At 64.3% G+C, this 12,431-nt stretch carries 12 protein-coding genes; 9 read left to right on the top strand and 3 right to left on the bottom strand.

The features are described from left to right. Nucleotides 1–129 precede the first annotated feature (129 nt). From JJE66_RS09185 to JJE66_RS09155, 7 genes are all read left to right on the top strand, one after another. Entirely contained in the window at nucleotides 130–624 is a 495-nt protein-coding gene (locus JJE66_RS09185; protein WP_200513928.1) for a Fur family transcriptional regulator, read from the top strand. Nucleotides 625–838: 214 nt separating this feature from the next. Next, nucleotides 839–1,792: a DMT family transporter gene (locus JJE66_RS09180; protein ID WP_200513927.1), complete on the top strand. Its 954-nt coding sequence runs from the start codon at nucleotides 839–841 to the stop codon at nucleotides 1,790–1,792. Nucleotides 1,793–1,804: 12 nt separating this feature from the next. Next, entirely contained in the window at nucleotides 1,805–3,088 is a 1,284-nt protein-coding gene (ispG, locus tag JJE66_RS09175; RefSeq protein WP_200513926.1) for a flavodoxin-dependent (E)-4-hydroxy-3-methylbut-2-enyl-diphosphate synthase, read from the top strand. A gap of 146 nt (nucleotides 3,089–3,234) precedes the next feature. Continuing rightward, nucleotides 3,235–4,131 (top strand): TauD/TfdA family dioxygenase, encoded by an 897-nt coding sequence (locus JJE66_RS09170; RefSeq protein ID WP_200513924.1) that lies wholly within the window; start codon nucleotides 3,235–3,237, stop codon nucleotides 4,129–4,131. Further along, nucleotides 4,128–4,442 (top strand): NTF2 fold immunity protein, encoded by a 315-nt coding sequence (locus JJE66_RS09165; protein WP_200513918.1) that lies wholly within the window; start codon nucleotides 4,128–4,130, stop codon nucleotides 4,440–4,442. The genes JJE66_RS09170 and JJE66_RS09165 overlap by 4 nt, the downstream gene beginning before the upstream one ends. A 64-nt stretch (nucleotides 4,443–4,506) precedes the next feature. Beyond that, nucleotides 4,507–5,844 (top strand): Rieske 2Fe-2S domain-containing protein, encoded by a 1,338-nt coding sequence (locus tag JJE66_RS09160; RefSeq protein ID WP_200513916.1) that lies wholly within the window; start codon nucleotides 4,507–4,509, stop codon nucleotides 5,842–5,844. Between the two features lie 3 nt (nucleotides 5,845–5,847). Then, a complete protein-coding gene (locus JJE66_RS09155) occupies nucleotides 5,848–6,660 on the top strand; it encodes an N-acetylmuramoyl-L-alanine amidase (RefSeq protein WP_200513911.1) in 813 nt (270 codons plus the stop codon). A gap of 107 nt (nucleotides 6,661–6,767) precedes the next feature. Here the strand turns inward: JJE66_RS09155 and JJE66_RS09150 are convergent, their stop codons facing one another. From JJE66_RS09150 to JJE66_RS09140, 3 genes are all read right to left on the bottom strand, one after another. Next, nucleotides 6,768–8,378 (bottom strand): Na+/H+ antiporter, encoded by a 1,611-nt coding sequence (locus JJE66_RS09150; protein ID WP_210349647.1) that lies wholly within the window; start codon nucleotides 8,376–8,378, stop codon nucleotides 6,768–6,770. 46 nt (nucleotides 8,379–8,424) lie between these two features. Further along, nucleotides 8,425–9,282 (bottom strand): class A beta-lactamase, encoded by an 858-nt coding sequence (gene bla / locus JJE66_RS09145; RefSeq protein ID WP_200513910.1) that lies wholly within the window; start codon nucleotides 9,280–9,282, stop codon nucleotides 8,425–8,427. Between the two features lie 245 nt (nucleotides 9,283–9,527). Beyond that, on the bottom strand, nucleotides 9,528–9,902 hold the full coding sequence (locus JJE66_RS09140) for a nuclear transport factor 2 family protein (RefSeq protein ID WP_200513909.1): 375 nt from the start codon (nucleotides 9,900–9,902) through the stop codon (nucleotides 9,528–9,530). A 92-nt stretch (nucleotides 9,903–9,994) separates the two neighbouring features. On the opposite strand from JJE66_RS09140, the gene JJE66_RS09135 reads away from it, so the two are divergent. After that, nucleotides 9,995–10,423, top strand: a complete 429-nt coding sequence (locus JJE66_RS09135) for a GFA family protein (protein ID WP_200513907.1) — start codon at nucleotides 9,995–9,997, stop codon at nucleotides 10,421–10,423. A gap of 180 nt (nucleotides 10,424–10,603) precedes the next feature. Next, complete coding sequence (locus JJE66_RS09130) at nucleotides 10,604–12,427, top strand: caspase family protein (RefSeq protein WP_200513906.1); 1,824 nt, start codon at nucleotides 10,604–10,606, stop codon at nucleotides 12,425–12,427. The last annotated feature ends 4 nt before the right edge of the window (nucleotides 12,428–12,431 follow it).

Genomic DNA, 12,431 nt, shown 5'->3' with positions numbered 1-12,431 from the left:
TAATAAGCAAGCTTATGATTATTTCATGGCGGAATAGCGCGACGCTGTCCCGCAGCAAAAGCATGGCTGACCGCCGCCGCCACTGTCGCGCTTTGGGTTCCCCGGCCAAAATGCTAGAAGGTGGGCCGAATGACCCTCGCAAAGCCGGCATTTCCGACGCCCGACCATGATCACGGCCGCTGCACCGCGGACGCGCTGGCGCATGCGGAGGCCGTTTGCGAGCAGCGGTCGCAGAAATTCACGCCGATTCGCCGCCAGGTGCTGGGGGCATTGCTCGCCAGCCACCGCCCGCTCGGGGCTTATGAGATGATCGACGAACTGGCCAAATCGATGCCGCGGCCAGCGCCGATCACAGTCTACCGTGCTCTCGACTTCTTGATGGCGAATGGCCTCGTCCACCGCATCGAAAGCCGCAACGCCTATCTCGCCTGCGCCGCCCACGACCATGATGCGACCTCGGCGGTCGCGTTCCTGATCTGCGAGCGCTGCGGTCTCGTCGGCGAGATCCCGTCAGGATCCTTCGCCAAGGAGCTCAACGCGGCGGCGCGCGCGTCAGGCTTTGCACCAAAACTGTCTGTGGTGGAGATCACGGGCGTCTGCACCCATTGTCAGAAAGTTGCTTAGGAAAATGGAATCAACTCGCGCAGTGGCGGTGCTCACCTCTCCCGAAGGGAGAGGTCGCACCGGAGGCGCGGGTGAGGGGCTTCGCTCTCTCGTGGGGCCTGCGCCCCCTCACCCGATTTGCTTCGCAAATCGACCTCTCCCCGCCGGGGAGAGGTGAAGAGCCCGCCGTCTGATCAATCAAGCAACAACGGCGCAAAGCCGGATCCAGGAAGAAATGTCCGCACCTCAAGCCATATCGTCCGCCGGTCGCCCCCTCAGTGCCGGCGCTATCGCCCTGATGCTCATGCTGTGCCTGACCTGGGGGTTCAACCAGATCGCGGTGAAGCTGGTGCTGCCGGATATCCCGCCGATGCTGCAGGCGATGATCCGCTCGATGGGCGCGCTGCCGGTGCTGTTCATCATCGGCACCGTGCGTGGCGTCAAATTCTTCGAGAATGACGACACGTGGAAGCCTGGCCTGATCGCCGGGCTGATGTTCGGAATCGAGTTCGTCCTGATCTTCCAGGGCTTGCGCCTGACCTCGGCCTCGCGCGCGGTGGTGTTCCTCTACACCGCCCCGTTCTTCGTCGCGCTTGGCTCCTATCAGATGCTCGGCGAGCGCCTCGGCAGCACACAATGGCTGGGACTGGCCGTCAGCTTTGCCGGCGTCGCGCTCGCCATCGGCGTCCCGCAGGCCAATGTGGACACGCACGTTCTGCTCGGCGATCTCCTGATTGTGCTCGGCGCATCGCTGTGGGCCGCGACTACGCTGGTTGCCAAGGGCACGCGGCTGCGCTTCGCTGCGCCCGAGAAGGCGCTCGGCTACCAGGTCGCGACCTCGATCCCGATCCTGGGTGCAGCCGCCTTGCTGTCCGGGGAATCCATCACCCACACGCCGTCGCCGCTGTCGTTCGGCCTGATGGCCTTCCAGACGGTCTGGGTGGTCGGAACCACGTTCACGCTTTGGTTCGCGCTGGTGAAGTCGTATTCGGCCAGCAAATTGTCGGCTTTTACCTTCATCACCCCTTTGTTTGGCGTGGTGGGTAGCTATTTCATCATGCACGATCACCTGAGTCTGGCTTTCGGGGCGGCCGCCGTCCTTGTAATTGCTGGGCTTTTTCTGGTTAACCGTCCGAGCCAAGTGGCCGCGGCGCCGCCTGATGCATTGCTGAACGTCACCAAAACCTGATATTTGGACCCCATGAACAAGCTCGAAAACTCCATCGATTCCGACATCGCGGGGCCCGCGCCCCGGCACCAGACTACCCAGGTGAAGGTCGGCAATGTCGCCGTGGGCGGCGGTGCGCCGATCGTCGTACAGTCGATGACCAACACCGACACCGCCGATATCGACGGCACCATCGCCCAGGTCGCAGCGCTCGCGCGCGCCGGCTCCGAAATGGTCCGCATCACCGTGGACCGCGAGGAAGCGGCGGCCGCCGTCCCGCATATCCGCGACGGCCTCGCCAAGCGCGGCATCACCACGCCGTTGATCGGCGACTTCCACTATATCGGCCACAAGCTGCTCGCGGCCTATCCGGCCTGCGCCGAGGCGCTCGCCAAATATCGCATCAATCCCGGCAATGTCGGCTTCAAGGACAAGCGCGACACCCAGTTCGGCGACATCATCGAGATCGCGAACAAGAATGACAAGCCGGTGCGCATCGGTGCCAATTGGGGTTCGCTCGACCAGGAACTGCTCACCAGGCTGATGGACGAGAACGCGGCGTCGGCCAATCCGCGCGACGTCCGCGCGGTGACGCGTGAGGCCATGGTGCAGTCGGCGCTGCTCTCGGCCGCGCGCGCCGAACAGCTCGGCATGCCCAAGGATCGCATCATCCTGTCGGCCAAGGTTTCGGCTGTGCAGGATCTCATCGCCGTGTACCAGGATCTCGCGTCCCGCTCGGACTACGCCATCCATCTTGGCCTGACCGAGGCCGGCATGGGCACCAAGGGTATCGTGGCGTCCTCGGCTGCGCTTGGCATCCTCTTGCAGCAGGGCATCGGCGACACCATCCGCATCTCGCTGACGCCGGAGCCCGGCGGCGACCGCACTCGCGAGGTGCAGGTCGGCCAGGAACTGCTCCAGACCATGGGCTTCCGTACCTTCGTGCCGCTGGTTGCGGCCTGCCCCGGCTGCGGCCGCACCACCTCGACCACGTTCCAGGAACTGGCCAGCTCGATCCAGAGCTTCATCCGCGATGAGATGCCGAACTGGAAGTCGAAATATCCGGGGGTCGAGGAGCTCAACGTCGCGGTGATGGGCTGCATCGTCAACGGCCCCGGCGAATCCAAGCACGCCAATATCGGCATCTCGCTGCCGGGCACCGGCGAAGCGCCGGCCGCGCCCGTCTTCGTCGACGGCAAGAAGTTCCGCACCTTGCGCGGTCCGACCATCTCCGCCGATTTCAAGGCGCTGGTGATCGACTACATCGATCAGCGCTACGGCCAGGGCGCCAAGGCGCCCGTGACCGCGGCGGAGTAGTTTGCTCCAAATCAGGAATCGTAGGGCGGGTTAGCGTAAGCGTAACCCGCCTTATTTTTTTGCGCGCGCGAAGTGGCGGGTTACGCTTCGCTAACCCGCCCTACGTTGCTACCATGCTCTCAATCAAAACGATCGGGAGACACGCCATGAGCTCACTTGCCGGCAAGCAGGGCCCGCGTTATCGCCACACAGCCGAGGACGGCGCGCCTTACGAAACCATCGCGGTCGAAAAGCTTACGCCCATCATCGGTGCGGAAATCAGCGGTGTGGACATCGGCCAACTCGTCTCCGACGACGCGCGTTCCAACCGGCAGATGGACGAGATCCATCGTGCGTTCGCCGAAAACCTCGTCATCTTCTTCCGCGACCAGCAGATCACGCCACAGCAGCATCTCGCCTTCGGCCGCAAGTTCGGTGAACTGCATTTCCATCCGGCCGCGCCGCACGAGGACGAAGACCCGGCGCTGATGAAGATCTACGCGGATGCGAACTCGCCGCGCGCCAATGGCGAGGGCTGGCACTCCGACGTGTCCTGCGACCTTGAGCCGCCGATGGGCTCGATCCTCTACATCAAGCAGTGCCCGCCGCGCGGTGGCGATACGCTGTTCGCCAACATGTACGCCGCCTATGAAGCGCTATCCGATCGCATGAAGGCCTATCTCGACGGACTCACCGCGCTGCATGACGGTGAGCCGATCTACCGCGGCCTCTACGCCAATTACGGCGTCGCAGATCGTCCGGCCTATCCGAGCGCCGAGCATCCCGTGGTCCGCACCCATCCGGTCACGGGCAGGAAGGCGCTCTACGTCAACCGCGGCTTCACCCGCCACATCAACGGCATCCCGCGCGACGAAAGCGACGCGATGCTGGCCTATCTCTACCAGCACGCTGAAAATCCGCTATTCCAGTGCCGCTTCCGCTGGACCGAGAACGCCATCGCATTCTGGGACAACCGCTGCGCCCAGCACCGCGCGATGTGGGACTACTGGCCGCATACGCGGTCTGGGACGCGGGTGACGGTGAAGGGGGAGAGGCCGGTATGAGACGTTACTTCGCATGGGGCTGTGCGCTCGTCCTCGTGACGAGCAGTGCGCTCGCGGCCGAAAGCGTCGCGCCACGCGTGGAAGGCACAGCGATAGGTTCCGACACGGCTCTCGAGATTGCACGCAGGGCGGCCGTCGCTCGCTACGGCGAAACGCACATTCGGGGGGAAGAGCCCTTGACCGCGCGGCTTAACCAGCGCGGCAACTGGGTGGTGTCAGGCACGATGCCGGAAGAGGCGATGGGCGGCGTCATAGAAGTTGAAGTGGCCGGCAGCAGCGGCAAGATCCTGCAAATGGTTCACGGCCAATAGCTCAGCGTTGACGTCCCCCTTCGTCCGCGCCAATCTTCCCCAAAACAAGTCGGGAGGATCCACCATGCTGCGCTCCGAGGACAACAAATTCCTGACCGAGTCTGGCCCCGGAACGGGCATGGGCGAGCTGTTGCGCCGCTTCTGGGTTCCGGTCCTGCTTTCCGAAGAGCTGCCCGAACCCGACGGTGAGCCAAAGAAAATCACGGTCCTCGGCGAAGAGTTGCTCGCCTTCCGCGACTCACGCGGCGTCGTCGGCGTGATCGACCAATACTGCCCGCATCGCGGCGCCAATCTCTGGCTTGGGCGCAACGAGGAATGCGGCATCCGCTGCGTCTATCATGGCTGGAAGTTCGACACCGACGGCCGTTGCGTCGACATGCCGACCTCCTATCCCGATCTCAACGCCAAGGACCTCATCCGCATCAAATCCTGTCCGGTGCGCGAATGGGGCGAGATGATCTGGGCCTATATGGGCCCGGCGGACGTCATGCCCGAGCTGCCCGATCTCGAAATGGCGCTGCTGCCGGCTTCGCACCGCTATGTCAGCAAGAAATGGCAGGACTGCAACTGGGTGCAGGCGGTGGAAGGCTCGATCGACACCGCGCATTTCACCTTCGCGCATCTCTCCTTCGATAAGGAGGAGAACGAGATCCTCGACATCAAGAAGCACTTCGTGAATCCGCTTCCGCGGATGTCGAGCGATCACATGCGCTGGATCGCCGAGGACCCGCGCCCGGTGATCAAGATCAGCCCGCATGATGCCGGCCTCACCATCGCCGGTGGCCGGTTGACCGGCGGCGACAACATCTACTGGCGTATCGCGCAGTTCCTGATGCCGTTCCACGCCTATGCGCCGAGCGCGATGCCGGGCGAGAACATCTTTGGCCAGACCTTCGTGCCGGTGACGGACACCAATTGCTGGATCTACACCTATGCCTGGAATCCCGAGCGGCCGCTGACGCAGGCCGAGCGCGAGGCCTATGACCGCGGCAATGGCGTGATCTCGGAGGTCGACGACAATTACGTGCCGCTGCGCCACAAGGGCAATGACTATCTGATCGATCGCAAGCTCCAGAAGACCCGGAGCTATACCGGCATCAAGGGCGTCTCCGAGCAGGACGCCGCCGTGCAGGACAGCCAGGGCCCGATCGCCGACCGCACCCGCGAGCATCTCGGCCCGACCGATCTTGGCATCATGCATTTCCGCAAAACCGTGATGGAGCTGGCGCGCGCGCTCCAGCGGGGCGAGCCGCCGCCGCAGGCCGCGCATCAGGATCGCTACGCCGTGCGCTCCGGGGCCTGTGTCACCAGCAAGACCAAGGATCTGCCCGCAGTGATGCTGGAGCGCTTTGGCGACGTCGCAGGTTTTGTTGGCCGTCCCAAGGTCGCGGCAGCGGAGTAGGGCTTGTCGCGAACGCGAGGCATCGTCACAGCAATCCTGGTGTTGCTCCTCGCGCCATCGCTTGTGCCGATTGATGCGGGGCGCGCCGCGCCGGCCCGCAAGGCCGCGAAGACCAAGCCGAAGCCACCGGCACCGGAGGCATGCGAGCCGCGCAAGTTCAAGATCATCCTCGATGTCGGTCACACCTCGGAATCGCAGGGAGCGACCAGCGCGCGCAACGACGTGGAGTTCGGCTTCAACCTGCATCTGGCGAAGCTCATCGGCGAGCGCTTGAAGTCGGCGGGCTTTGCCGCCACCCGGGTGCTGGTGACCGAAGGCAAGGCGCGGGCGAGCCTGCTCAAGCGCGTCGGCACCGCCAATGCTGCCCATGCCGATTTCGTCCTGTCGATCCACCACGATTCCGTGCCGGACAAGCTGCTCGATGAATGGGAATTCGAAGGCGCCAAGGGTCATTTCAGCGATCGCTTCAGCGGCTATTCACTGTTTGTGTCCGAGCGCAATCCGCACTTCGGCGCGAGCCTCGCTTTCGCGCGGCTGCTCGGCAAGCAGCTGAAGGAGAAAGACCTGCAATACGCCACCCAGTACAGCCTGCCGCTGATGGGGCGTTACCGGCATCCTTTGCTGGACAAGGACGTCGGCGTCTACCGCTTCGACGGGCTCGTCGTGCTCTCGCAGACCCGAAGCGCCGCAGTGTTGCTGGAAGCCGGCTCCATCATCAACCGCGATGAGGAGATGGCGATGAACTCGCCGGAGCGGCAGGAGCTGATTGCGACCGCCGTGACCACAGCGATGCGGGCATTTTGCGAGAGGCGGTAGGTTGCCCTGCTGTCTCAACAGTCGTCATTGCGAGCGCAGCGAAGCAATCCAGTCTGCCGCCGCGGAACGATTCTGGATTGCTTCGCTGCGCTCGCAATGACGAAAAGCTACAGCGGCGCCCCCTGATACTCCCGGTTTGCCAAGCTCGCCTCTTCCAGATCGAGGTCGCGTTCGATCCGCCGTCGCGTCTCGTCGGTGATCTGTCCGTCGCGCAAGAGGTCATGGATGAATTTGCGTTCGGCTGCGATCAACTCGCGGGTCAGCGCGGTGCCGGCGGCGGAGACGTCGTGGTGGGCGGGATCGAGTGAGTCCGGAAGCTGGTTGACGCGGATGTCGTGGCGGGCGCGCAACAGCCGCATCACCTCGTCCGACACCTCTCTCTCTTCGGTCAACGCATCCAGCGATTTCAGCGCGGCGTCGAGGGCCTGGCGTCGTGCCGCGATCTCGGCCTCGTGCTCGGCGACATGCTCGTTGCAGCCGGCCTCCGCAATGCCGAGCCATCGCACCACCGGCGGCAGCGTCAGGCCGACGCCGATCAGCGTGATGAAGATGACGCCGAAGGCGACGAACAGGATCAGGTCGCGATACGGGAAGGTATCGCCATCAGGCAGCGTGAACGGCAGTGCCAGCGCGGCTGCCAGCGACACCGCGCCGCGCACTCCGGTGAACGCGAGCGCGAAAGGCCATTGCCAGGGTGGGGACGGGTCGCGTGCGCGCAGCGATTTGCTGAACATCCGCGGCAGATAGGTCGCCGGGTAGAGCCAGGCGAAGCGCGCGACAACGATGATGATCATGACCACGGCGGTCGCGATCATGATGTCGTCCAGCGGGAACGCTTTCGATTTCTCGTAGAGTGCGCGCATCTGGAAGCCGGTGAGCAGGAACAGCAGGCCCTCGATCAGATAGATGATGAGGTCCCAGAAGAAGATGCCCTGCAGGCGCGTCGAGGCCGAAATCAGCAGCGGTCCGTTCCAGCTCACATAAAGGCCGCAGGCGACGGTCGCGATCACGCCGGAGCCGCCGACATGCTCGGGCAGCCAGTAGGACACGTAGGGCGTGATCAGCGACAGCGTCAGCTCGACCTGCGGATCGCAGGACCATTTGCGAAAGCGCAGAGAGAGCCAGCCGACGCCGATGCCGAAGGCGATCTCGCCGGCGACGATGAGCGTAAATTCGCCGGCCGCCAACGGCAGCGAGAAATGCCCAACCATGATTGCGGCGAGTGCGAAGCGGTAGAGGATCAGCGCGGTGGCGTCGTTGGCGAGCCCCTCGCCCTCAAGAATGACCAGGAGCCGGCGCGGCATGTTCAGCCGGCGCGCGATCGCGAGCGGCGCCACCACGTCGGGCGGCGCGACAATGGCGCCCAACAGGAAGCCGATGCTCCAGGGCAGGCCAATCAAATAGTGGGTGGCGGTCGCCACCATTGCCGCGGTGAAGATCACCGCGCCGACCGCGAGCAGCACGATCGGGCGCAAATTGTTCCTGAACTCGCGCCAGCTCATCGCGACGCTCGCCGAGTAGATCAGCGGCGGCAGCACCATCAGCAACACCAGTTCCGGCGGCAGTTCGACCGGCGGCATGCCAGGCACGAAGGCGAGGCCGACGCCGGAAAGCATCAGCAAAATGGCAGGCGCCATGTTGAAGCGGCGGGCGACGATCGCTGTGCCTGCCAGGACAGTGAGCAGGATGAGAAAGGTCTGAAACTTCGCTGCGATCATGACCTCTCTTGGCCCGAAAGCGGGCGAGAGGTCAATGCGGCCGACCTTACGTCAGCCGCTCGGCAACCATGTGTCCGATGCGCGCGAACACCGCCTCGATCTGCGCCGCATTCGGCGTGCCACCCTGGGTGTAGGCGGCGATCAGGATCGGCGTATCCGGTTTGGGCCAAACGACCGCGATATCGCCCATTGCGTCCTTGCCGTTGTTGCCGGTCTTATCGCCGATCTTCCAGCCTGCCGGCAGGCCGCCGCGCAGCCGCTTCGCGCCGGTCTTGCAGCCCACCATCCATTCGGTGAGCTGGGCTCGTGAGGCCGGCGACAGCGCCTCGCCCGTGACTAGCCGCTTCAGGTTGCCGGCCATCGCCGCTGGCGTCGTGGTGTCATGGGGGTCGCCGGGCGGCGAGCGATTGAGCTCGGGCTCGTTGTGGTCGAGCCGCGAAACGGTATCGCCGATCGATCGCCAGAACGCCGTGAGTGCGGCGGGTCCGCCGATCCGCGCCAGCAGTAGATTGGCGCAGGTATTGTCGCTGAGCTCGACGCTCGCCTTGCACATGTCAGCGACGGACATCGCGCCCGCCGAGAGGTTTTGCCTGGCGACCGGCGCGTATTCCAGCAGATCGGTCTGGTCGTAAGGGATCATGGCGGCCAGCTTCTCCTCGCCGCGATCGACCCGCGCCAGCACGCAGGCGGCCAGCGAGGCCTTGAACGTCGAGCACATCACGAAGCGTTCGTCAGCGCGCCAGGTGAGCTTTGCGCCGGTGGCAAGATTCTCCGCGTAGACCCCGATCCGCCCGCCGCTCTCGCGCTCATAGGATTCAAGCTCAGGCGGTGCGTCTGCGGCGAGTGCGGGCGAAGCGGCCATCCAGCAGAGAGAGGCGAGCAGGGAACGGCGGTCGAGCAGCATGGGGGACTTTCGGGTGGGACAGGGGTTGGATGCAAGGGGCGCGTTATCCACCGTCGTTGCGAGCGAAGCAATCCAGAGTCTCTCCGTGGAGGGACTCTGGATTGCTTCGTCGCATCAGCGCAAAATTGCTACGCAATTTTGTCGCTAGCTCCTCGCAATGACGTGGGCGAGAGTTGGGCTCGCAATGACGGAGAATGACGGGCGAGTGCGCCCGATTTCGGGCAGTGGAGGATAATGAAAGTCCCTCACTCCTTCAGATCATACCGATACGATTTCGACACGATCTGCCAGCCATCGGCGAGCTTCATCGCCACCAGATAATCCGTGAAAAAACGCGGCGGCAGCTGGCATTTGACTTTGATGAAGGCGGTCTTGTCGTCCGAGCGGTCGATTGTGACGATGAAATCCTCGCGCGGCTTGCCTTCCGCCTTGGCAGACGGGCGCTTGCGTACCCAGGCGAGCCAGTCCGGTACAGTCAGGATCTTCAGCTCGCCCTTTTCCACCCAGCGCAGATCGGCGGATGGATGGAAGACCTCGCCGAGCTTTTCGGCGTCGCCCTCGTAAAGCGCGTCAAAATAGGATTGCACGACGGCTTCGATGCTCGATCGATTTGGGCTCATGGATCATCCCTTTGAATGATGGCTGGGCGGGAACTTAGTCGTAGACATCAAATTGCGCTATGGGTGTCTCCCGCCATTTGCGCGAGGTCACCATGACGGGTTCACCACAACCGAACGCTCGTATTCTTGCCGGTGAATGCTATTGCCGCGCGGTCCGCTACGAGGTTGCGGACGCGTTTTCCTATGCGTTGAACTGCCATTGTTCGAACTGCCGCCGGACCACCGGTTCCGCCTTCAAGCCGTTCGCGGGCATCGAGTACAGCCGGCTCCGCCTCGTCAGGGGCGAGGACCAACGAATGATTTACGGGGACGATACCACCCATGACGTGCACTGCGCCCGCTGCGGCTCGCTGCTGTATTCCCGGGTCCGCGAGGGAAAATGGGCCCACGTCGCCATGGGAACCCTGGTCGATGCGCCCTCGATCGGCCCGACTGCCCATATTTTCGTTGGCTCCAAGGCGCCATGGCACGAGATCACGGACAATCTGCCGCAGTATCGGGGGCACGTCGGAGATGTCTAGGAAAGGCGGGCCCGTGCCCATTTGGCGGCGAACCGCCAACGCACTGGCGCGACTAACAAAAGGGGTTCCTCGGCCTGTCGCCGGCGCTGTCTTCGTGACCTCCATCACAAGCTCAGACGGCGGATCTTGCTAAGGTTATCCCGAGGGTGTGAACTGCCCCGAATTTTGGGAAGTCGTGTCATGCGCAATTTTTTCAGGCTTTGCCCGTTGCTCCTCGCCGTGGTGCTGATGTTCGGCGCCGAGCCCGCCTTCGCCGGAAAGCGCGTCGCGCTGGTGCTTGCCAACTCGGCCTATCAGCACGCGCCCTCGCTCGCCAATCCCGTCAATGACGGTGCGGTGATGGCGAAGACGCTGAAGGATGCCGGCTTCGATGTCGTCGATTCCCGCCACGATCTGACCGCGCTCGATACGCGACGCGTGCTGCGCGAATTCGCCGATTCGACCCGCGATGCCGACATTGCCGTCGTCTACTATGCCGGCCACGGCATCGAGGTCGAGGGCTCCAACTATTTGATCCCGGTCGATGCCAGGCTCGAGCGCGACACCGACGTCTATGACGAGGCGCTCTCGCTCGATCGCGTTCTGGTCGCAGTCGAGCCGGCGAAGCAACTTCGCCTGGTGATCCTCGACGCCTGCCGCGACAATCCATTCGGCAGGACCATGAAGCGCACGCTTGCCTCGCGCGGCATCGGCCGCGGTCTCGCCCAGGTCGAGCCGACCAGCTCCAACACGCTGATTGCCTATTCGGCCAAGGCCGGCTTCACCGCACAGGACGGCGATGGCGCCAATAGCCCGTTCACGCTCGCGCTGTCGAAGCATCTGACGACGCCGGGCCTCGACGTCCGCCGCGCCTTCGGCTTCGTGCGCGACGACGTGCTCAAGTCCACCGGCAACAAGCAGGAGCCGTTCGTCTATGGTTCGCTCGGCGGCGAAGACGTGCCGCTGGTGCCGGTGAAGGCGACGCCCGCGACCTCGGCCGCGCCAGCGCCCGCGACGAATCCTCAAGCCGACATGCGCCGCGACTACGAGCTCGCGCTGCAGGTCGGCAACCGGCCGGCGTGGGAAGCCTTCCTGGCCCAACATCCGGACGGCTTCTATGCCAATCTCGCCAAGCTTCAGATCGACAAGATCCAGGCCGAGCAGGTTCATGCGGCGGCGATCGAGAAAGCGAGGCAGGCCGAGGCCGAACGCGATCGCCTCGCAGCACTTGGCGGGCAGAAGGACGCCCAAGCCAGGGCTGCGGCCGACGCAAAGGCGGCCGAGCAGGCCCAGCTAGTCGCGCAAAAGGCCAAGGAGCAGGCGCAACAGCAGGCTGCCGCCGCCGAGCAGCAGCGCGTCAATCTCGCCGCCGCGACGCCGAGCGCTATGCCGGCCGGCACCGCGAGCCCTGCGGGTACCGCTGTTGCCTCATTGACACCCGCGACGGCGCCAGTTGATCTCAATCGGTCGGTGCAGACCGAGCTCGGTCGTGTCGGTTGTTTCTCTGGACAAGCCGACGGCAACTGGAATGCGCCCGCGCAGCGGTCGCTGTCGCTGTTCAACCGCTATGCCGGCACCAAGCTCGACGTGAAGGTGGCGAGCACGGATGCGCTCGACACCGTCAAGGCCAAGCAGTCGCGCGTCTGCCCGCTGGTCTGCGATCACGGCTTCAAGGCCGACGGCGACAAGTGCACCAAGATCGTCTGCGGCGAGGGCTATGCGCTGAACGCCGACAATGAATGCGAGAAGCAGCGTGCCGCCAAGCCGGCCAAGCCCGCAACCGCCAGGCGCGACGATGGCAACGATCATCCGTCACGGCAGCGTCGTCAGTCCGGTGCTGGAGTGGCGGGCGGCTCGGGTGCCGCTGCCGGCATCGCTGCTGCCGCCGGCGCCAGCCGCGCCCCGAGTGGCGGGCAGTTGTTCTGCAACAGCACGGGCTGCCGTCCGGTCAACCGCGGCTGCCATCTCGAATATCGCGGCGGTGGCGGCCCCGGCAACGATGCCAATGCCGAGGTATGTTACTGAAGCC

This window comes from Bradyrhizobium diazoefficiens (assembly GCF_016612535.1).
Classification (GTDB): domain Bacteria; phylum Pseudomonadota; class Alphaproteobacteria; order Rhizobiales; family Xanthobacteraceae; genus Bradyrhizobium; species Bradyrhizobium diazoefficiens_C.
This window is presented reverse-complemented; position numbering and strand designations above follow the sequence as displayed.

Excerpts from the sequence above, each read along its gene's own strand:
- JJE66_RS09185 (WP_200513928.1), top strand. The coding sequence starts at position 130 with ATGACCCTCGCAAAGCCGGCATTTCCGACGCCCGACCATGATCACGGC.
- JJE66_RS09180 (WP_200513927.1), top strand. The coding sequence starts at position 839 with ATGTCCGCACCTCAAGCCATATCGTCCGCCGGTCGCCCCCTCAGTGCC.
- ispG (WP_200513926.1), top strand. The coding sequence starts at position 1,805 with ATGAACAAGCTCGAAAACTCCATCGATTCCGACATCGCGGGGCCCGCG.
- JJE66_RS09170 (WP_200513924.1), top strand. The coding sequence starts at position 3,235 with ATGAGCTCACTTGCCGGCAAGCAGGGCCCGCGTTATCGCCACACAGCC.
- JJE66_RS09165 (WP_200513918.1), top strand. The coding sequence starts at position 4,128 with ATGAGACGTTACTTCGCATGGGGCTGTGCGCTCGTCCTCGTGACGAGC.
- JJE66_RS09160 (WP_200513916.1), top strand. The coding sequence starts at position 4,507 with ATGCTGCGCTCCGAGGACAACAAATTCCTGACCGAGTCTGGCCCCGGA.
- JJE66_RS09150 (WP_210349647.1), bottom strand. The coding sequence starts at position 8,378 with ATGATCGCAGCGAAGTTTCAGACCTTTCTCATCCTGCTCACTGTCCTG.
- bla (WP_200513910.1), bottom strand. The coding sequence starts at position 9,282 with ATGCTGCTCGACCGCCGTTCCCTGCTCGCCTCTCTCTGCTGGATGGCC.
- JJE66_RS09140 (WP_200513909.1), bottom strand. The coding sequence starts at position 9,902 with ATGAGCCCAAATCGATCGAGCATCGAAGCCGTCGTGCAATCCTATTTT.
- JJE66_RS09135 (WP_200513907.1), top strand. The coding sequence starts at position 9,995 with ATGACGGGTTCACCACAACCGAACGCTCGTATTCTTGCCGGTGAATGC.
- JJE66_RS09130 (WP_200513906.1), top strand. The coding sequence starts at position 10,604 with ATGCGCAATTTTTTCAGGCTTTGCCCGTTGCTCCTCGCCGTGGTGCTG.